A 21091-nucleotide genomic window follows, 5' to 3' on the forward strand; every position below is an offset into this window, starting at 1 on the left:
GCTCAATGTGGCGGCGCAATGCCTCACGGTGATAGGTCAAATTCCGCTAACTGGTTGGCGAGTGCTTCCAGCGCAAAGATCGCTCGAACCGAGGGGTCCATCGCATGGGCATCAATCTCAATAATGCGGCCTTGTTGCACGGCTTCGGTCATGCTGGTGACAGGGTCTGACGCAAGATACGCCCGCTTGGCGGCAATGTCGTCGGCTGGGAACCGACGGCGATCCATTCTGGCGGCAGCAATAAACGTGGGATCACTTCTAACAATGGTTTCCCAACCGACGGTGGGCCACTCCTCTTCTGATGTCACGACGTTAGCGATGCCCAGCTTCGACATCATCCAGCCGGGCACGCTATTAACACCTGCCACGTAAGGGTCGATGCCCAGGTCGGCGGAGGAGTACCAAAACACGCCGGTAGTATCGTCCGGTAAATCAAGAGCCGCCGCTTTTTCGATGGCCGCAGCTTCACGCGCCTTCAGTTCGGTTATCAGCTCGTCACCGCGTTCGGCAACATCAAACATCTGCGCAAGCGTCGCGATGCTGTTGTAAAGCAGTTCGGTATCAAACAGCGTTGTGCGGGCGCCGTCCATGCTCTGGTGGTTGCTTTTGCCAATACACTCCGTGGGCATGGTCCAGCTGGGAATGCCCACATCGGCAAACATCTCAGGCGTACCGACCACGCCTGCGGGTCCAATCATCCACTCATAGGCAGATATCACCAGGTCGGGCTTGGTAGCCACCACGCTTTCGTAGCTTGGTGCATCATCCGCCAACCGTTCGACATTAGCGTCAATGTCAGCAAACTCCTCCAGTACCGGGTTAATCCAGAGTGCGGTGCCAGCAACCGTATCTTCAAGGCCCAGCATGTAAAGGATCTCGGTGGGCGCTTGGCCGATACTCACTACCCGCTCAGGGGGCGATTCTAGTGTGATCTCGTGCCCGCAGCTTTCAAGCGTCAAGGGGTAATCGGTGGCGGCATTGGCGGTTTGCCCAAGCCAAAGGCTGGCGACAGCCGCCGTGGTTAATCTCAACATCATGTACACTCCCGTGCATGATGAGCAGGCCGCTGGCGTGTAGCTGGCTAAGTAGCCAGCCGAGCCGACCCGCTCGATGAAGGTTAGGGTGTCGGCAGGTCTCCTGACTGACGGGTCGTCGCTAGCTCACCTTCCCAGACATAGCGTCCAGTGGCATTGTCGAGCATCGCTCGCCGCCTACAGTTGCGGGGGCAGTTCCGTTTCGCGGCCAGGCCACGGCGGATTCTCTATTAGGTTCTCGAAAGAACACCGACGTGGCTATTCTAGGGGGTAACGATGAGGCTTAACATGGTTAAAATTAGCCTGGGATCACCTCTTTCTGGTTGCGATAAGCGCGTGGCGTACCTAACTTGAGGGGAAACTTCCAGGAGCAAGGATGCCATGGCTAGCTACCCCGCCTCATCAGTATTTGATACCCAACGCTCGCTGTGGGCAGCCATTCTGATGGGAATTGGTGTCATGGCCGCTGTCGATGAAATCGTCTTCCACCAACTGCTTCAATGGCACCATTTTTTCGATTTCTCCACACCTGCGTTTGGGATTCTCTCGGACGGTTTGCTGCATGCCTTTGAACTCCTTGCCATCGTGGTTGGGGTGTTTATGCTGCTTGATCTTTCCCAGCGCAAACGGTTGTCGATCCCATGGGCTCAAGCGGGCTTCTTTCTGGGGATGGGCGGGTTTCAGCTTTTCGATGGTGTTATTAACCACAAGATTTTACGCCTGCACCAGATTCGCTATGGGGTTGATCCGCTGATGTATGACGTGGTGTGGAATGGCGCGGCGATAGGATTATTGTTGGTAGGCGTCTGGCTGCTTTTTCGCGCCAAGCATTTGGCGCGTCGTTAAGCATGCAGGCTCACGATCACGCCGCTCATGGGTCGATGCTTGATTGGCTGCCCGTGGCACTGATCGTTCTACTTACGCTGGCGTATCTTCTGGCCGCTTATGCCCAGCGGCAACAAACAGCCGGATGGAGCGTTTGGCGAAGTATCTTTTTTAGCCTGGGTAGTCTGCTGATAGCTATCGCCGTGGCGCCCCCTTTAATGGCTTGGGCGCACCATGATCTAGTGGGCCACATGGTTTTGCATCTATTAATTGGTATGTTTGCACCGCTCGCTTGGGTACTGGCGGCCCCTGTTACGTTACTGCTACGCGCCTTGCCTCAGGCGGGCGGAAGACGAGTCGTCGCTTTGCTACACAGCCGGTTTGTGCGCTTTGTTTCACACCCGGTTAGCGCACTTGTGCTCAATATCGGCGGTATGTACGTGCTCTATTTAACGCCGCTTTATGCGCTATCTCTCCATCACCCGATAGTGCATGTTGTCATACACCTGCACTTTCTTTTGGCCGGGTACCTGTTCTGCTGGACGATTCTGGCCGAGCCTGATGTGTCGCCCCATCGGCTGAGCCTGCTTTTTCGGATGGGCGTACTGTTTGCGTCTATTGCCACTCATAGCCTGTTGGGCAAGCTGATGTACGGCTACGGTTGGCCTCGTGGTACTGGCCATTCGCTTGAGGAAGTACAGGCCGCCGCCCAATGGATGTATTACGGCGGCGACCTGGCGGAAGTGCTGCTGGCCGTGGTGTTGTTAACGCTTTGGTTGCGCACGCCCGTTGAGCGGCGTGAGGGTTTATTGTCAGGCGCTAGGATTGGTTAATACTATGGTTTTAAAGGCTTAGACTTAGGGGGTGCAGTACTCCTCACCAAGTGCTTCTCTTCCCGCATCTAATAGCATTGTACTAATCATTTCAGCATCTTGAGATCCGAACACGCGCCCACCTGTTTGTTCGGCGATGCAGTTTGATAATCCGCTGTTCGAAATATCCACAACGTTAATTTTGAGCCTGGGCTGTTGGCGGGCAATTTCTTGAGCAATAGCGCATTGGTCCTGACCACAGCCATCATCGCCATCAACAAACGCTAAAATAACCGCATCACGCTCTTTGCCATCAACGATATTGGCGGCCTGTAATAAGCTTGCTCCTAGTGGTGTACCGTCATTAGCCAGCAATCGATTAACACCCTTTATGAGCTGTGGGCGTTGCTCTGCAGAGAACATGCCTTGCATAACCGTAGCGTCACACCCTTGATAGGTGATCAGTCCAATATCGACACTGGGGTCAATCGCCTGCACTAAGTCGGTGAAGGCTCCTTGAGCGACAGTGAGACGTGAGGGACTGGCAATTATTTGCTGCATACGTGGATCATTGATCTGAAACTCACGCAGGGCATCGGGCATGTTGAAAAACCACAATTCATCTTCCCTGGACGTTTGAATATTCAGGTTCATGGAACCGGAAGTATCAAAGATAGCTACGAATTCTGGTGGGGGGGTGTTGTCGCTATAGCAGACAAGAGGGATTGTTTCGTCTTCGCTTGGTTGCCAAGGAAGAGAAAACGGTCCCCATCGATTAAAGGCAAGCCACAAGCCAAGCAGTATTAGCCCAACCATAAGCGGTAAGAGTAATAACGGTAATAGCAAGTGATAGCGCCGCCTTGGAGGATCTGCTGGTCGTGCCATTACAGGTTGATTGATTGGCGTTGAGGACGTAACAGGACCTGCCATCGACTGCACGGGTACCCAGTGAACTAAAAGCGGTTCGCCATTTACTGAGTACAGATTTTCGGTGCTGGGCCCCGAGGGCAACTGCCTTAACTCACTCGCAGCTGCGTTGTCTCGTTTTTCCAGTTCAGTGATCAGGTTGCTTAAAGCCAATAAGCGTTGATCAAGACGCTCTTTCAGCTTCTGCTGGTCACTGAGTGGAAGCTCTTTAAAGTGATGGGATTGTCCCGGTAACTCCGTCCACCACTCCAGACTATCGGAATTTCCCGGGCGAGGCGTGGCAAATAAGTTGCCTATGCTAGGAGGGCTGTAGCGATGGACGAGCCTCTGCAACCGCTGTGGTTGCAGAGGGTCTGCCAAAGCAAGCCCTTCCTCACGCAGAATACGCTGCATGGAGGCCCTCCAGCGAGGAGGCCGCTATCTTTTGAATCATCACGGTGCATAGCCCAGGCTTTGTTGAAGTCTGTCTACTTGCTCTTGCAAAGCTTTAAGCCGTGCTTGTCGTTCAGCGAAACTCTCCTCTTCTGCACCAGACGTTGCTAAGTCCGCGTTATTCTGCTGCGCTAACGCGTTCAGTTGATGCTGTAGCCCTAACTGATCTTGAGAGCGGCTCTGTAAGCGCACCATTAAGTGTTCAATCGTACGCTCAAGTTCATATTGTTGCTGATTAGTCACGCGTAGCTCATCTCGTGTAGCACGTTGCTGCTCTGCAATTTGCCGCTGGATATCACGAAACAGTGCATTTTCTTCTTTATCAAGCTGCACTTGCTGCTCGCCAGCATCGATACGTGACCGATAGCCGCCGCCAGCATCACAAGATAGCTTGGTGAGAAGACTGGCTTCTTGGCTGGGGTCACAAGCTTGCGGAGAAGTGGCACAGCCATTAAGTAGTATCAGGCCGCAAGCGACAGCCATAAGTTGAAACTTCATCATAGTGTCTTCTTACCCCAGAGTGATCGCAGAACGCATGCTGTAGAGATCATCGACTTCTTGTTGCAGCGCTAGTACCTGCTGATTCATTACGGCAATGTCTTGCTCAACCTGCTGAATTTCAGAAGAGCTTGCTTCTTGACGCTCTAACTGGGCCACTTCTTCATATTCGGTCACTGTTTTTTGCATGTTTCGAATATCGCGTCGTAGGATCTCGATATTACTGTCGATACCGGCTAAATCGTTTTGAGCCATTTCCTGGTTTATACGTTGCTCAGCCATTTCCTGCTCTAATCGTTCGATACGTTGGCGGTCTTCGGCCATAACTTGACGGGCCGTTTCTGTGCGGGCGATAACTTTCTGAGTATCTTGCTGAATATCTTTGCTCATCATCTGTAAGCGCTCTGCTGATGAAGCATATTCATTACGCCGCTGGTCTAAATAGTAGTTAGCACCCATGGCGACGCCACAGGCACTGATGCCTGCAATAATGGCACACTGAGCTTGGTTGCTAGAGCCACTGAGCATACATCCTATAACGCCAACAGCTGCACCTGCTGCGCAGGCTTGAAAACCAGATTTATTGAAAAACTGAGCATCGTTGCCTTGCGTTAAGCGTGGATCTGCTGATTGGTTGTCAGAACTGTTGAATAAGCTACTACCGGTGCTGGCGCAACCAGATAGAGCAAGTGTGCTTGCTATTGCTGAGCCAACGAGCAGCTTCTTAAAATAAGTGGTGTAGAGCGACATGTGTTGTTCCCTTGCGTTGTTTAATAGTGGTTATTATTTTGCCATGGCTTTACAGTTCTCAAGCCAAGCCCCGGCGGTAATGCTCTGATTGTTTAAAAACTGTTGCTGATGCCCCCAGTAAGTTTGAAGATAGGGTTCAAGCTCGCTTAACTGAGCGTTAAGGGAGAGAATTTCGCTAAATACTTGCACTTGTTCTGCTAGAGAATCGGAACTATATAGAGTGGCGGATTCCACCAAACTGCTTGCGTAATAACGGCTAAGACCTTGAAGGCGCTGTTCTTGATCCTCCAGGCGGGTTTGCCGCATTCCGCAACTGGCATCAGGGTTGTCGTTTTCACAGTTAACCCGATAGTTATCCGCCAGAAAATCATAAAAAATGCCATCGTCTTCTAACTTGGTGCATAGAAAAGCACCCAAGTTGAGGCTGGCACGAATTGCCTGGTTGCGTGCTTCTTCACGACGTTGGTTGCTGGCACGCAACTGGCGCTCTAGTGACTGAAGTTCTTCTTGTAAAGCATCATCTTGTACGCCAGAGGCCAGGGCGGCCAACTGGACTGCCGTATCCGGCGTGCCATCTTCTTCCTCTCCCAGTCCAAGCGCTGCCCACTGCTCTTCGATCTCTGCGATACGCTCTCGGGAGGTAAGTGTCGGTGCTACGACAGCCAGGCGCATGCCGGTAGCACGGCCGCGGGATTGGCCTTCACCATCATAGTACGGCTCTTCACTACGTAAGGCCGTGCGAATGTCTTCACGAGGGCTTAAATAATTGCCACCGCGCACGATAACGCCACCTGCTTGGCCATGCTGGCGGTCAAGCTTGTTAAGTCGGAAGGGTTCAAACATCATTTCACTGGCGTTACCCAGTATGTCATGTAGGCCTAATGGATTAGGGGCCAATAGGCCTGTTAGCTGGAGTCGTCCATTGGAAGACTGAGCGCCTGAAAACCATTCGTAAGCATTAATTCCTTCTGGCATGAGATAACGAGAATCACGATACTCCGCCGTACTTACTTCAAGACCGCCACGTGCAGCGAACTCCCATTCAGTTTCTGTGGGTAAACGCACGAAACCTAACGCACTGTCTTCCTGAGGAAGTGCATCCACCGCATTGTCACGCAGCCACAGGTTGTAAGTATCGCCAACCTGCATGGCATCAAACCAACTAATGCCTACTTTGGGAAGACGCTTACGATTAGAGAGGCCTGGGCATGTGTTTTCCATTAGGGCTTCGTACTGTAGTTCGGTTAGCTCGTACTTGGCCATTAGGTAGTACCGGGAGGTAGCTCCTTGGTCGTCTATAAAGCTACCCGAAATATGTGCTGGACGGCTTTGCTCCACGTAACCCCATCCTGTGCCGTCTTGCCCTACTTGAACGGGAAAGTCATCGAGTGGTTTGCTGACGGGCACATGTACCTGGCGAAACGTCATTGCACCACCGCACGGCATTGGAAGCACCACATCCCCACTCGAAGGGGCTGGGTTGTAGAGTCTTTCAGGCCATTGCTCCGCTTGGGCAATACTGGAAACGCTAAGTCCGGACAATAATAAGATAAGGCAACGTTCAAGCTTCACGTAGACTCTCCGCTGGTTGAATTCCGTAGGCACGTATCACGCCGACCATGACGACCAATAGCCCTACCGAAAAAGCGAGTATTAAAGCGATCACGGCATGGAGGGGGGTAATATGGCTCACAACGCCTGAGGCTAAATGGCTCGTGGCGAGGGCACGGTTAAAAACGACGGAACCCAGCGCAAATAGGCCCAGCCCTGCCACAAAAGCGATTAGCGTTAACACGCTCACTTGAGCGGCTATATAGGTGGCGATAGCCGGGCGTTGAAAACCAAGCAAGCGTAAAACAGCATACTCACGGCGTTTTCGATCAATGTTGGCTAAAAAAGCACCACTCATGGAGGCCATGCATCCAATAATCGCTGTTACGGCAATAACACCGAAAACGAGTTCTAGAACTCTATTGATGGTGCGTACATTTTCAATATCAGCAAGCTGGCTTGCAGTATCAATACGCTGGTTCTCCAACCACTCCACTAATCCCTGTACTGAATCGCCATCCTTGGCGTAAACACGCGCCCGGGCGTATCTCAATGGGTAATCATCTCGCGCTAAGCCATTATTTATGCCTAAAAGGGGACTTGCTTGACCGTCTCGAAAGTGTTCCAACTCAATAAGCAGTGAAAGATCCACAAAAGCAGCCGGACGCGAAAAGCGGGCAGGCTCTAGTACACCCGCAATTTCTACGTTCAGGTGACCACGCTCAAGCTGTTCATCAAGCCTTCTGTTAACCGCTAAAGTAAGAGATTCGCCCTCGATGACGTCAAGGCGCCTGGCCGCTGACTCACTTAAGATGATGCGTGCCCCTTCAGGGTAGCGATCCAGGGTGTTTAGCAACGGGTCGCCAGGTGCCGAAGGAATCAATTCGATGCCCTCCAGGAAGTGCTGACGATCCTTCAGCAAATTGGCTTGAGTATTCAGTGAGCGTGTTTGCCCAATAGCGAACCCTACCTCGGGATGTTCGCGCAGTTTCGTCATCCAGTGATCGTCATAACTACCGCTTGTCAGCATGCGCACTTCGAGGTTTCGTGGGTCATCAAGTAGCTCGCTTTGAAGCTGGCTAACAACGCCATGTTTGAGTCCGAAAAGCAGCAACAGCGGCGCAATCACTGCTACTAAAGCGGCCGCGATACATAACGATACTTGGCGATCATGCCAAAGATCCTGCAACGCTAAACGAGTAATGAGAAAAAATCGGTTACTGCGCGAAGGCAAAACAACACCCCTCTGGCGTTAAGGAGGCTGCCAGTCTTGGCAGTTTGAACTGATCAACCAGCGTGTAGTCATGGGAGACCACGAGTGCAGCCATATCGAGCTCTTTCACAAGCGATACCATAAGGTCAAAAAGCTGAGCCCCTGCGTATGGATCAAGAGCTGCCGTGGGTTCATCGGCCAGTAATACCTGCGGCTCATGTGCCATCGCTCGCACGAAAGCAGTGCGCTGGCGCTCTCCAATGGAAAGCGCACTAGGGCGTTTATCCAACAGAGCGTCCAGGCGCAGCTTGGCACAGGCATGCTGAATGCGTTCACTACTAGCGGGTAGGCCCAATAAGCGCCGGGGGAGCGTAATATTGTCGCGTACGCTCAAGTACGGCAGCAGCCCACCGTTCTGTAGTAAGAAGCCAATGTCTTTCGAGCGAATGCTGGCCAGGGTGTTTTCGTTCCTGTTATGCAGCAAGGCGGCCACGTCGGTCTTTGCCTTCCCAAGCGAATAGCTTTGCAGCGTGCTGGGAGCGAGCAAAAGCCCTATTGCTTCTAGCAGGGTGCTTTTACCACAGCCGCTAGGGCCGACAATTGCCGCTACTTGTCCCGAGATGAGAGCAAGTTCTGGCAAATAGACTTCGTGACGCTCATCGCCCTCACCACGTGCCACACGTAATTCCTTTAGATTCAGCACAGGCTTAAGGCATCATTTCTAGTGGAATCGGATAGACATCATCTCTAGGGTCGGCGCCTTCAGCGAGAGATACCCACCTATCAACGTCTTCGTTATAGCGCTGGTAATGACGTAGTTTAGTGGCGAGGCGTCTGATAAAGCGTTCTTGCTGCAAACCATCCCAACTCAGCCAGGTTTCTTCATCAAGATTAAGCACTTCGCTTTGATAGGGGAGGTCGTCAAGGTACTCGCCCATAAGTCCTAATTCGCTTAAGTGCTGCCCTTCGCTTTGCTGTACTTGATTAGGATCCGCACCCATTGCTGCAGCCACAGAGCGGAGCCGATCAAACATGTCGGTCGGCGAAATAAGCCCAGCATTTGCTGCGTTAAGAATTTCACTGACCACGTCACTCAAATCGCTAAGCTGCCCTTTGGTAAGCAGTACGCGCACGTCGATGGTTGGCACATGTTGAGCAATGAGATCTCGGTCGCTAATCCATGCTTCAAATACGGGTGGAGCTTGGCTTCCCGTTACTTGGCCAAGGTAAGCAAGGCGCATTGCATGGCCAATGACCTGCATATCATCCATCAAACGTTGCTCACTTGGGTCTTCAGTGGGCTCGGCGTTTAAAGCGCTACCGATGGCCTCATCGCCTAAATATGCCGCTTGAACCTGGTCCGTAATCGCGGAGGCTAAAGCATCAACACGCTGTCCAAAAAGTGTTACATCGCCTGTATTAACAGGGTAATAGAGTGAGGTGCCCGTGCCTGCGAACGTAGAGAGGTTGCTGTATTGTGCTTCAGCTTTAGCATGGTCCCCGTTGCTCTCGCCGCCAGGGGTTTTTAAATGCAAGGTATAGACTGCAATACCTTGACGGGCGGCTTCCAGACGAACCTGGTCTGCACTAAACCCTGTCGACGAGCGCTCGCTATCACTGTCAATTGCACTGGCGTCAGTGATTAAAACAATGTAGCGCGCGCCAAAATTACTCCACTCAATCTCTTCGACTGCCTGCATGATGCCCGCATAAGCATCTTCCTCCCAGCCAACGGTAGAAACCTGGGCTTCGCTGAGGCTTGCCACCCGGGCCATAAAATCGTTGCCGCTTTCAATATCAGCAGGATTAGCGAACATACGGGTGACATACTCAATGCCGGGTGCTGCGTCTACGCTGTCGCGATAGGAAACCAGGCCAAATTTTACCTGGTCTGTGAGCTGTTGGTCCTCAATCCTCTGGTATATACGCTCAACGGCTTCACGGGTACGCTCAATGTAGGGTCCCATGGAAGAGGTGGAGTCAATGACAAATACAACACCGGCATTAAACTCACGTAACTGCGCTGAAGGATCCTTCTGGGTATCATCCTGCTGGCCTTCTTCAGCCGCCTCACTGACAGAAGCAACACGCAGCAAGCGTGTCATAAAGCCAGCCTCAGTCATGATCTCTTCGCCTTCAAGAATAGGCAGTAAATAAAACTGTTCTTGAAGATCGACAAAGTACTCAGGCTCTTGGGCGACGATCCCCGAAGCCTCACCATCACGGCGTAGCTGAGCACGTAAGGGAGCTACTTTTCCGGAAGGCTCAAAGTCGTCAAAAATTTGCATCAGTCCGTCACGTTCTTTAAAGAACATCAGACGTTCACGATTAGCAGGATTGGTAAATGACAGTGTGAGCTGCATTTTCCAATCGACCGTACAGGATTCAGGCAGCCAGCCAATGGCGCTGCCATAACTATCGGGGCCCACCTTTAGCCAGTTTTCGCCACTCTTCTCGCTCAACTGATACACATAAAAACGGCTAAAGGCAGGTTGGAGCTCGCCCCCTGCACCGCCTGCATCTTGCACGAGGTGACAGCCTGGCGTTGTCAAAACGCGTTGGTAAAGTGTTTCCTTTCCTTCTTGTAATAAAGGTCGGTCGTCAGCGAGCGCTTGAGTAGCTGCCAACATGCCTACCGTCAGGCTCAGCAGTATCCTGTGCAGTGTCATGGCTGAAGTTCCTCAAGTCGCTGATTAGCTTCTGGATTTGTGGCGTCAATGCCTTGGGCGGTCTCGTACCAGAAGATAGCGGTTTCAGCATCCGCTTCTGGGAAGCAGGTACTGGATGCATGCTGTTCAGGATCAAATTGGCGGGCATAGCCAAGCGCGGCGTCAATATCGCCATTAAGCGCCTCATGGGCGTAAAGACGACGTGCTATGCCGCAACGCTCATTCGCTAGCGCGTCGTCAATCACGCTCAGCATGACGTCAGAATCAATCCCAGCAGAGGTGCAGCTCTGAATAAACTCAAGTTCGCCCTGTTCGGTCATACGCTGAAGAGAGCAGGGAGCGGCAATCCCTTCTGCCGGGCCCTCTTCACCGACCGGAGCTATTTCAGCTTCAGGTTCAGATTCAGGTTCAGGTTCAGGTTCTGGGGCAGCAGGCTCTTCTTCCAACGGCTGTTCAGGCTGACTTTCCTCCTGCTCTGCTTCGCTGGCAGCGTCTGAAGGCGCATTGCGCATCGCTAGGCCGAACCAGGCGGCGGCTGCAAGAAGTGCCAAAAGCACAATAGCCAGTACTATCCAAAGCCATCGCTTATTGCCCTTTTTTGCTGTCTGGGGCGCTTCTGGCGCTGGCGTTGTAACCTCGGCGGGTGATGGCTCAACCGGTATGGGGTCAGGCTCTGGTTCGGGTTCTGGCGCCGCCGGTGAATGTAGGGCCGCTCCTGCGGCTAATGAGGGCGTACTGCCACTGGCGCCGGATGGCATCAGGTCACGGGCTAGCTTTAAACGTGCGCGCCCCAACTCCGTGCCATCAGCAGCGTAAAACCGAACCATATTGGTGGCATGCGGATTTTCGATTAGTGGGTCAACGATCTGCTCATCGACCACAGCCGTCGAGTGGCCGTCCGCATTGGTTTGCAGCGTTGGCAGCGTGAATTTAAAAGAGTGGCTTCCCCACTTTCCATCGGCTTGTAAAAAGTGTTCATCCTGGTTGCGCTGAATGTCTACCGACAGACCTTCGCTCGGAGGAGTGCCACCGATCATTACTAGCTGGGCATAACCGGGTTTAAGATCAGACAGGGGGCGAAGCTCAACTTTACGCATACGCCTTCTCCTTGGTAGTGAATAACGCAAGTACCTCACCGAGGCGCTCATTCTGCTCAATGGTGATTTCGCGACCGCCGCTATGCCCGGCATTTTCTTGAGTCATGAGATAAAGTCCGGATAGCCAGTTGCCAAAATACACCTGCGCTTGATTGACGGGCTGGTCAGGTAGTTGCGGTAATTCGCCGTTGGGTAGGTGGTCACGCTGATAGCCAAATAGGGGACCTTTTCTACCCACAAGGCTTGCAGGCCGCTGATCCACAGGAAGGTAGTGAAAACCGAGCCAGGCAATGAAATCACGCAGCACGAGCTGGGCCGTCAATACTTGCCGTGACACGAGCCGATCCCGGCGGGCGCCGCTTTGAATGCGTTGCAGCAGGGCTTCTTGCAGTTTCTCTTGTACCTTTGACCGGCTGGCACCTGTAATCAGTTCATCGGCCAATAGCTTCATCAAATCACGATCCAGCCCCAGCATGCGTAACAGCCCTTGGCGCTGGGGAAACTCACGCAAGTGACCTACCCAGGCGTGATAGACGGCCTTGGCAAAGCGGTGATCAGCACTTTGCAGCACGGGCGCTCTTGGTGCCTGGGCGGGTATATCGGTTGGTTCGCCAGGACTGTCGCCAAAAGGAAGCGCTCCAAAGTCAGCTTCCAGGCCAGCACTACTGCTGCCATATAGCCCACCATTGTCGACGCTAGCGTCGTCGTCATCTTCTGTGGATGATGACAGGCTGTCTTCGCTGTCACTGAGGTAGAGGTCGCGAACGGTTTCGTCGGGCAGTTCCAGGTGATATTGCAGCTCTCCCATTGATTGCCAGCGCACCTGAAGCTCTTTCCAGAAACGGCCTGCAATGGCGCGCTTCTGCTCTACTTCACCATCGGCGTCATTGAAGTGCCAAGTAGCAAGACGATCCGTGACCAGCGTACGATATGTTTCCTTGAGCTGGCTTTCGATCCGGCCTAATTTGTACTCCAAGCCTGCAATGCGGCCCAGGTAGTCGCCAACGTGGGCCATGCCACCATCATCTAGCGTCAGCATTGCTTGCCAGGCATCGGCGGGTTGCTGAACGTGCTGCTGTACCGTCGGGCTTTCAATGAAGGTATTTTGCATGCTTGCCAAGGCTGCTTGTGTTGCTTCGTTTATGGCAACTTCCCGGCCTTCTTCACTTACCAGGAACGGCACAGGCAAACGCGGTTTGCGCACCAAGAAAGTATTATTAAACGCTTGGCCGGGTGACCACTCCTGCATCCACTCAAAGCTTCCGAAACGCTCCAGCATGGTCATTTTGATCAGACCTTCCCAGCCTTCACGCAACTGGCTTTCGGTTTGTTGCAACGCGCCGGAAATACGCTTATCGAACATGGTGAGCGCCCAGATCAGCCCAGGATCGCGCTGGCCGCGTTCGGCGGCTGTTTCGCCTTGGGTTTTTTCGATCCAGCGGGTTAAGACCGGGCCAACGCTTGTCACATCGCTCTGCTTGTCTGAACTTGTACAGACCACCAAGCCGTTCATTTCCTGGCTGTCCGTGTAGCGCTCGAACAGGTAGGCCACCTTGCCACGCAGCAAGAGTTGAGAAAGGCCTTCCTGGCTTCCTGATTCACCAATATTACGTAGGCTTAAACGGCCGCGATAACCGGGGAAGTCCAGCAGGTCCACCTGCTCTACCCGCGGGTCACGGGTAGGCTCGATCAGAGGAAAGGTCAGTTCCGCCGTGAGTGCTGCGAGTTGGGCAACCGATAAACTAACCGGCGCGGCCAGGGTATCGCCAATTGAGGGGCAAACCTCAAGCGTATAATCCTTTGCGGTACCCAGGCGCTCCAGTATGTCGACGTTCATGATGCTGTCGCGCTGACTAAAGCCGTCTCCATCGCTCACTACCAGGCAGCGAAGCGGGGCATAAACGCGAGCGGCGTGGCCCAAGGCATCCAGGGTCTGGGCGAGTTGGCGATAAAGGTGGGTAAGTTCGGGTTGTTCGCCCCATAAAATGGAGAACAGCTCAGCCCGTTGGTGGCTGGTAAGTTGCGGGGCAAGCTTGACTACCTGCGGCCAGTAGCGGGCGTTGAGTTTGCTGACGGATTTAGGAAAGCTCGCCTGTAGGTAGTCCCAAAGCTCTACCACATTTTCGGGCGTTACACCTTTCGGCGTTATCCCTGATTGGCGCTTTTCATCAGATTCAGCAGCGTAAAGCGACAGCAGGCGCGCGACTTTGCTTTCATCAATTTCGTAAACGTCTTCGCGTTCGTGGTCGAAGTCGTTGAACCAGGCATTCGCCAATACTTTCGCTACTTCCACTTCGCTGAACAGCTTGAGTTCAACCGGGAATTCGCTGGGGCCGGAGCTTGCCGTGCGGCTAAATCGTGTGACCAGGCCGGTCGCTTCCTTACCACCACCGACAGGGTTGATGTGTTCGATAAAGTCTAAACGAGCCGAGCCATAACGCGTTTCCAATTTGCCGTTTTCGCCAGCCGCCAGTGCGGATATAAGATACGACTTACCCGCTTGAGAGAGCCCAAAAAAGCCGACGGTCATTGGTGTCGTGGCGGCATGCGATAAGCTTTTCGCAAGGTTACGGGATCGATAAAGGGCAAGCCCCAGCGTGTCTGCTTCACTGTCGAGGCTAGGGGCGCTTTGGCGCACTGAGTCAATCCACTCCAGGGCTTCACCTGCGCCCTGATAAAAGGACTTCCAGCCTTCGCTGAGCTGTTTCTGTTCTGGCGTCAGCTGTCCTGGTGACAACTGTTCGGGTGTCAACTGGTTCATGTGCGTTTTACGCTCCCGCTGTCCAGCCAGTAGTTGGTATCGCCCAGTCCGGCATCATTAAGTGTATTGAGCTGCAGCTTCAGGTCACGTGAGCTAAAGCTGCCTTCACCGCTCGTTTCAACGCTGGCGATCTTCAGGCGATCACTGATCAGGCTGCCTTTGCTGGCCCGTTCATCCACCGCTAAACGTACCTTCAATATGAAAGCGTGGCCCGTATTGGCTTTGGCTTTTTCGAACTTCTCCGTCCCGGTCGGGGTAAACGTCAGCGTATAGAGCGGAGACGCTGACCAACGCTGAGCGGCTAGCTGGCGAAAGCCGATTCGAAGTGCACCGCGCATTTCGATTGCGGGCGTTTCCCCTGTTTCATCTTCTTGCAGATGAATCATGGTGCCGTCTTCGGAGGTTGTTATATCGCGATAGGTGATATCGGCATCAGGGATCGTATTATTGTTATCAATCAAACCAATATGACGAATCGTTGAATAGGGTTTCAGCTTCGCAGCATCGAAAAAGAAGTTGGACAGATCATGGCGGGTGCACAGTGAGCACAACATCGCGCCTACGGAAGCCGTGGTTTTAGGATCGTCTATACGGCCGTTGCGATGGAAGGGGTACCAACTGCCTGTGCGGTAACCCTGCAGTGGCAGGATGCGCCCCGGTGGTAGTGGCAGCATTTTGCGCAAATAGGCTTGGACACCCGGTAAACGTGATGGGCGGCCGGTAATCAAGAGCATGTCGCACTGATATTGGAAAACCACTTCACACAGCGATGCCAGGGTTTTGCAGATGTTGAAGCGATCTTGCAAAAAGGCACGATGAACGTCCAGCAAGTTGAACGTAAGCGGAATGCTCATCAAATCAAACGTAAGGTCCATGCCCAGCTCGTGCCTTAGTGCCGTTTCGACATAACGGTGCACCGATGTGCTTACCTTGTGCTCGCCTAAGCGTTCACCGTAGGTGAGTGTCTCTGAGCCACAAGGCTGCTCGGGGTTAAAGCTTTCATAGGCCTCAAGTAGCGCTAGGCCGAGCGGGGTGAAAACCTGCAGGTTAAGCTGTTGGCGTAGAACCTGATTCTGGGCATTAGCGTTGTCCTGCCCGCATAGTTGCGACATCATCGAGTCAGGCGATGCTACTCCTGCCTGCTTGAGCGCGGCCTCAAAACTGGGAAGTACGAACAGCTGAATGACATCAAGCAGGATGTCATCTCCGGCGACGCGGAAACCGTCACGAAAGCGCTGCTGTGGTACGACGGAGACATTACTGCCTCCGCTCGTTGATCCACTGCGGTCAAGATGGTAGTCGGTAATGACCAGGTCCGTGGTGCCGCCACCAATATCAATAGTGGCAAGGCTGACCTGCTCACGATGGGGTTTATCAGGGCGTGCAAGCGTTGCGAAGAACTCTTCTGGATGCCCGGCAAAGTTCTCCTTGATTTCCGTATAGAGGTAAACCAACTGGCCGCAGGAGGCTTCGTCCCACTCTACACGCAAGCTCGGCATCGGGACGCGTAAGGTGCCGTCAGCTTCTGCTTCAAACGGATTACTCTCTTCTTCACCGTGATCCCAGCCCAGGCTTTTCCAGATCAGGGCAACCGCTTGCTCAAGCCGTGATACCAGCAGGCTGCGTTCTGCCTGTGGCAGCGCTGGAGGCACTGTCAGGGTGATAGAGCGTAGCTGGCGAGGGCGGTTGGTATGCCCTTGCCGGGCACGCTGAGCGGGGCTGTTCATCTGCATCAATGCTTGTGCCAGCACTTCTGACAGCATGAAGGTCATCAGCGAGCTGCGCGAGTAGTGCGGCTTGAAGACAGGTAGCTGATCTTCTTCATCCAGCGTGTAGAGCGCATCCCCCAGCTCGTTAATCAGATGAGAGAAGGGGGCGGCGGTGGCATGTGGCTCCGTGTCGGTACGCACATACGCACTGTTAAAGCGCCAACCGTGGTGATATGTCTCATCGTCCCACAGGTAACGTTTGGGGCTGGATAGACCTGTGGAGCCTTCGGTGCCCCGCCGCCGTCCGGCCAAACGTCCTGCTTCCACGCCAACCCGGGCGATGGTAGGCCATAAGAAAGCGTCATGACGGCCACTCTTGACGGATAAGTGGTCTTTGCCAAAAAAGGTCTGTGAGAATTCAATACGACTATCAAACGGGTCTCTATAAACCCGCTCAGGATCGACAAGGTCACGCAGCTCAAGCACATAGTTGTGTCTCAGCCCCATGCCCGACTGGCCGTGATCTTCTATCAGAATCCCGCACGTACGCGAGTTGCCGACATCGAGCACTAGGTCGACGGGAATTACCCCTTCTTTCTGGGCGATAACCTTGATGTCAGGAATATGAACGCGTTTGCCCTGCTTGCTGTGCTCTTCTTCGATAGGCTGGCGCAGCAGGCTAAGTACGTTCAGGTAATGTGCAAAATGCTGGCACTCTTCAAGAGCGTCACGCATTTCCTGGCTATCAAGCTTGGGATTGGCTTCGCGGAAAAGCTCTTCAAGCCATTCTCTTACCCAGGATTGGTCAAGAAACCAGCGCATGTTCGACGTGCTGGTGGCCAGGCGGAAGTTGGTGCCTGAGTTGACGTCATCCGTCGTTGGGCAAAGGTATGCGGTGTTATCACGACGCGGCAGCGTTTGTGTATCAAAGGCTAACGTCAGGCGATGAGTATGGCCGTCGATATCGGGCTCATCCAAGGCCGTCAAGCGCATGCGGGCCCAGTTGGCAGGGCCTTCATCAAACTTGCTTGGCGGCCGAAAACGGAAAAAGGGGAGCGGGAGCCAGGCTTTATCCAACTGCTCAAGACTTGTCGACATCGCCATGTCGAATTGAGGGCGTTTAACGATTTCAAACTCGCCAGGCTCTACTTCATGAAATAAAGAGCCATCTTCTTCATTAACCAGCAGGCGAGTCAGCATCTTGTCCGTAGTGGCCAGATACATGAACTCCCCAGCTGGCTCCTTGCGAGGCTCCAGTGTTAAACCAAAGTCCAGGAACTGAACGCCGGAGTGGCTAACCAGAGTTGCCACCTCTTCGAAATTAATAATCTCAGGTAACATAATCCGTTTACCGTCCTATTCGCTGGCTTTCTGAAGCCGCATGGGAAAAGGTTCATCGTCATAGCTGGCTGCGCAGTCGGCCATTTCGCCCTCGTTTTGATGGCACTCTACGCGCGGCATTTCGTAATTACTGCCGTCTTCACAGCGAGCACGCTCTTGGGCTTCAACCTGGAGTTCACCACTTTGCATCACGGCAGTCACAGGACCTGAACACATCACACCAGCCTGCCCACCGCGGCGAATAAACATCTGTCCTTCGCCTTGGTTGAATGCGTAGCGTACTTGAAGAGGCTGACCACTCTGGCTATCCATTACGCCTGCGCCTTGCCAATTACCGTCGAGAAAAGCAGCTGTTCCATCTGGCGTGTTGGCAGGAAGGTTTAGTGGCTCAGGGAGGGCTGTTGGGCTCTGGGCTGTATTGGCTCTGCCTGCTGGCGGCTCTGTGGCACTGGGTGATAACGCGTTGACGGGCAGCTCACTGACAGGTGGCAATGGCTCAGAAAGCGCTAAATCCATATTTGATTGAGATGGCATCGTGTTTGCCAAGCTGTTATCAGATAACGCTATAGCAGGCGTTCCAGTTGAGCTTCCCTGGGCTGGCATGCTGGCTCCAGCGTTTAACCCAAAAACGCCATTTGGCAGCGCAAGATTTTTAGGGCCGATACTAAAAGGCCAAGTATTCAAGCCCTGCGAGGGCAGTTGAGGAACAGCAAAAGAAGGCGTTTGGACCGTCGGTAGACTTAGCTCAACCTTGGGTTCTAGCGGCGGTGTAGAACAGCGTTTCAATCCCAGCAGCAACAGCAAGCCTAAAAGTAAAGCCAAGGGCAATAGCCACCATAAACGGCGCCACCAAGGGCGCGGTTTCACAGCAGTGGGCTCATTGCTAGGCACGGCAGCCGCTAGTGGAGCTAGAGGCGGGGATATGGGCGCAGGAGCCTGTGCTGGCTCAGTCTCGGGATAGAGGCACTGCAAAGGATTAGCGTGCCGGTCGGCTTCAGGATGTATAAAGCCCCAAAAGGTGAGTACCGGAGTGCCGTCCACCAAATAAACATGGTTTTCATCTGGGAAGTGACAAGACCATTTGACTAAGCGTGCGAATACTTCGTGGTCACCGCCCTGGCCGTCACCGGGCATTTCGACAGCTTGAATCTCTTTTTTAAAAGATTCCAACTGAATACGCGCGTCCTCTCGTTCACCTTCAGTAGCATTCTTCCAAGGCACTACGTCACCGGGGATGCCACTGTACCAATCGACGCCTTCTCCCTGCTGGTCGCGTTGTGGTATAGCAAGGTGGCGCTCTTTTCCTTTTAGGCGGCGTGCAATAGTTTTACGTAATTGAAGCGCAGAGTGAAAAACCGGCTGCCCCGTCTCGCCAAGGGCGCGATATTGGTCTGTCTTACCGCTATGCAGCAACAGAGATGTCATGCCTATACCTTACTTTGAGGAACCACTCATTGACTGGTTCAGATAAGCCAGCGTTAAAAAAGTGGTTTCAATAAAGCAAGATCAAAAGAAGCTTGGCATGGAAGTGAAGTTGAATTTTTCAAAACCAGCGTTCCCTAACGAATTTTAATCGATTTGATTAGTTTTCTAAGCATCTTAACAAGGTTAATTTAGTAAAAAAAGGAAAGTTAGATTGGCAAGCGAGATGCTTTCTAAAAAGCCTGTTAATAGCGGATTTTAGATAGGATTTTTTTCGGGAAGGAAAACGCTGAAACGTGCACCAAAATCTCTTTTGCGTCATGTTTTTGAAACAAATTTTTAAGAGCCTTGGATTGGAAATAGACCATAAAATTCGCCCTTCTTGAGGACCATGAAGGGCGATAGTTCTTTATATCAACTTTTAGCAGTAAGTCGGTCGACATACCGCCACATACCGGTGTGCCGGTGCACGGTGCAAATGCGGGGTCGAGCCTATCAATACCTGCGCGGCCGAAAAACTGCACTTAAGCCAGTTAGCGCTCAGCCATGCACTAAAGCGGCTTCGCGAGGCGCTGACTAGCGAGTACTTACGAGTTAGTGAATAAAGCGAACATAAATATAGCCCAGTGACAGAAGCGCCAGGGTAGCGATTGCTAGCCAGCTCCAGGCATTAATCAGGCGTGAAGGGCGCTGGGACACCGGCACGGTTGAGCCGTTTGCCGTCAGGTGGTTGAGGGTAGCCAGCACCGGGCTTATCAAAAACGCCACGACCATGACAAAGTCCATAAACAGCCGGAAGCTGCCCATCAAGGTATACAGAATCACCACGGCCAGTAGTGATAAGCCCACCATGCATACAAAAAATGCGCGGCTGCCCTCAATCGTACGGCTCTCTTCCGTGGCGCCTTCCGGGCGTGTAAACGTATAGTAAGAGGCCGTGATCATGCGTGGAAAGCCATCCAGCACGGTCAGCAGTGTGGTGAGCATGACGGTAAACGCGGAAATACCCACGACCACGCCGCTCCACTCGCCCAAGGTGTTGGTATAAAGGCCAATCACTTGGCTTGCAAAAGCGACGGCGCCATCGGCGGGCGTTATTGCTTGGCTGTGCATCACGCCAGCGCCCATTACGACAAAACAGGCCGCCAGAACGGCCGCGCCGATATAGCCGATATTGAAGTCGATTTTTTCGGCGGCAGTGCCACTGCGCACGCCCTGATTTTTATTACGCGCCTCTGACCACAGTGAGTTCATCACCGCGAGCGTAATATCAGATGGCATCAAGCCAAGCACCGCTACCAGGGTAATAAAGGTGGCTGTGCTAAAAAGCGGAGAGACGGCTGTCGCGGGGTAGAAGGTCCAGTCGACCAGGGGCACGGCCACCAGGGCGGCCAACAGGGTGGTGACGCTTAAGATGACAATAAAGACTTTATTGACCCAATCCAGTAGCTTGTAACCGCCTGCAAATGTCAGCACGCAGCACAGGGCAATCAGTATCACGGCGATGGCTGGCGGGCTTAACGTCATAGGCACGATACTGCCGGCAAGACCTGCCGTGGTAATCGCAATGGCGGCAATAATAATCGCCGAGACAGGTATTTGGACCAGCGCAAACAGCGCCACCACGGATTTACCAAAGGTCTGGCGGTAGCCCTCAACCAGCGACTTGCCTGTGACGCTGACATAAAATGGCCCGAAGAAAAAAGACGGATACTTAAGCAGTATGGCAAGTAAAATAAAGACCAGTAAGCCGATGCCATACTCCGCCCCAGCACGCGTTGATTGAACAACGTGAGACGTGCCAATGGCTGCCCCCGCAAATAAAAAGCCGGGGCCAAGCGCGGCCAGGTATTTGGCATACATGGATGTGACCGGAGGAGAAGCCGTCAGCGTGCTGGATTCTTGAGGGGGCATGGTGGGCTCCTTGTGAGCGAGATTTTATTGAAATGTCATTATTGTTTTAAGCGATTCTGATCGCGGGCCGCTATGTTAGCTCAGTCTTTGATGGCTTTCATGCGCTATGCGCTGTATGACGCTACTCACGTATAGC

At 53.1% G+C, this 21091-nt stretch carries 15 protein-coding genes, 1 pseudogene and 1 riboswitch; of the genes and pseudogenes, 2 read left to right on the top strand and 14 right to left on the bottom strand.

All coding sequences use genetic code 11. The features are described from left to right. Positions 1-23: 23 nt before the first annotated feature. Entirely contained in the window at positions 24-1037 is a 1014-nt protein-coding gene (locus tag ACT3RU_RS02110) for an ABC transporter substrate-binding protein (protein ID WP_087110786.1), read from the bottom strand. Between the two features lie 73 nt (positions 1038-1110). Beyond that, a riboswitch (cobalamin riboswitch) is annotated at positions 1111-1303 on the bottom strand. Between the two features lie 112 nt (positions 1304-1415). On the opposite strand from ACT3RU_RS02110, the gene ACT3RU_RS02115 reads away from it, so the two are divergent. Continuing rightward, entirely contained in the window at positions 1416-1880 is a 465-nt protein-coding gene (locus ACT3RU_RS02115) for a DUF2243 domain-containing protein (RefSeq protein ID WP_087110788.1), read from the top strand. A gap of 2 nt (positions 1881-1882) precedes the next feature. Beyond that, complete coding sequence (locus ACT3RU_RS02120; RefSeq protein WP_192528424.1) at positions 1883-2692, top strand: cytochrome c oxidase assembly protein; 810 nt, start codon at positions 1883-1885, stop codon at positions 2690-2692. Between the two features lie 24 nt (positions 2693-2716). Here ACT3RU_RS02120 and ACT3RU_RS02125 read toward each other — a convergent pair whose 3' ends face one another. From ACT3RU_RS02125 to ACT3RU_RS02185, 13 genes and pseudogenes are all read right to left on the bottom strand, one after another. Continuing rightward, positions 2717-3991: a vWA domain-containing protein gene (locus ACT3RU_RS02125; protein WP_192528423.1), complete on the bottom strand. Its 1275-nt coding sequence runs from the start codon at positions 3989-3991 to the stop codon at positions 2717-2719. 39 nt (positions 3992-4030) lie between these two features. Beyond that, positions 4031-4531, bottom strand: a complete 501-nt coding sequence (locus ACT3RU_RS02130; protein ID WP_225733913.1) for a hypothetical protein — start codon at positions 4529-4531, stop codon at positions 4031-4033. Positions 4532-4540: 9 nt separating this feature from the next. After that, positions 4541-5278: a coiled-coil domain-containing protein gene (locus ACT3RU_RS02135; RefSeq protein ID WP_192528422.1), complete on the bottom strand. Its 738-nt coding sequence runs from the start codon at positions 5276-5278 to the stop codon at positions 4541-4543. A 33-nt stretch (positions 5279-5311) separates the two neighbouring features. Beyond that, complete coding sequence (locus ACT3RU_RS02140; protein ID WP_319643847.1) at positions 5312-6850, bottom strand: SUMF1/EgtB/PvdO family nonheme iron enzyme; 1539 nt, start codon at positions 6848-6850, stop codon at positions 5312-5314. Beyond that, positions 6840-8063 (bottom strand): ABC transporter permease, encoded by a 1224-nt coding sequence (locus ACT3RU_RS02145; RefSeq protein ID WP_225733911.1) that lies wholly within the window; start codon positions 8061-8063, stop codon positions 6840-6842. Before ACT3RU_RS02145 ends, ACT3RU_RS02140 begins: the two co-directional genes overlap by 11 nt. Further along, a complete protein-coding gene (locus ACT3RU_RS02150) occupies positions 8047-8721 on the bottom strand; it encodes an ABC transporter ATP-binding protein (protein WP_287076923.1) in 675 nt (224 codons plus the stop codon). Before ACT3RU_RS02150 ends, ACT3RU_RS02145 begins: the two co-directional genes overlap by 17 nt. 28 nt (positions 8722-8749) lie before the next feature. Beyond that, complete coding sequence (locus tag ACT3RU_RS02155; protein WP_192528420.1) at positions 8750-10711, bottom strand: vWA domain-containing protein; 1962 nt, start codon at positions 10709-10711, stop codon at positions 8750-8752. Continuing rightward, on the bottom strand, positions 10708-11808 hold the full coding sequence (locus ACT3RU_RS02160) for a hypothetical protein (RefSeq protein ID WP_192528419.1): 1101 nt from the start codon (positions 11806-11808) through the stop codon (positions 10708-10710). Before ACT3RU_RS02160 ends, ACT3RU_RS02155 begins: the two co-directional genes overlap by 4 nt. Further along, positions 11801-14569: a putative virulence factor gene (locus ACT3RU_RS02165; protein WP_192528418.1), complete on the bottom strand. Its 2769-nt coding sequence runs from the start codon at positions 14567-14569 to the stop codon at positions 11801-11803. Before ACT3RU_RS02165 ends, ACT3RU_RS02160 begins: the two co-directional genes overlap by 8 nt. Next, positions 14566-17619 (bottom strand): virulence factor SrfB, encoded by a 3054-nt coding sequence (locus ACT3RU_RS02170; protein WP_192528417.1) that lies wholly within the window; start codon positions 17617-17619, stop codon positions 14566-14568. The genes ACT3RU_RS02165 and ACT3RU_RS02170 overlap by 4 nt, the downstream gene beginning before the upstream one ends. Positions 17620-17634: 15 nt before the next feature. Further along, complete coding sequence (locus ACT3RU_RS02175; RefSeq protein WP_192528416.1) at positions 17635-19044, bottom strand: SrfA family protein; 1410 nt, start codon at positions 19042-19044, stop codon at positions 17635-17637. A 413-nt stretch (positions 19045-19457) separates the two neighbouring features. Continuing rightward, a pseudogene (locus ACT3RU_RS02180) lies at positions 19458-19541 on the bottom strand (arginase family protein); the annotation flags it as partial. A 94-nt stretch (positions 19542-19635) separates the two neighbouring features. Beyond that, positions 19636-20955: an NRAMP family divalent metal transporter gene (locus ACT3RU_RS02185; protein ID WP_192528415.1), complete on the bottom strand. Its 1320-nt coding sequence runs from the start codon at positions 20953-20955 to the stop codon at positions 19636-19638. Positions 20956-21091 lie beyond the last annotated feature (136 nt).

The organism is Halomonas sp. TP35, from assembly GCF_052375975.1.
Lineage (GTDB): Bacteria > Pseudomonadota > Gammaproteobacteria > Pseudomonadales > Halomonadaceae > Vreelandella > Vreelandella citrativorans.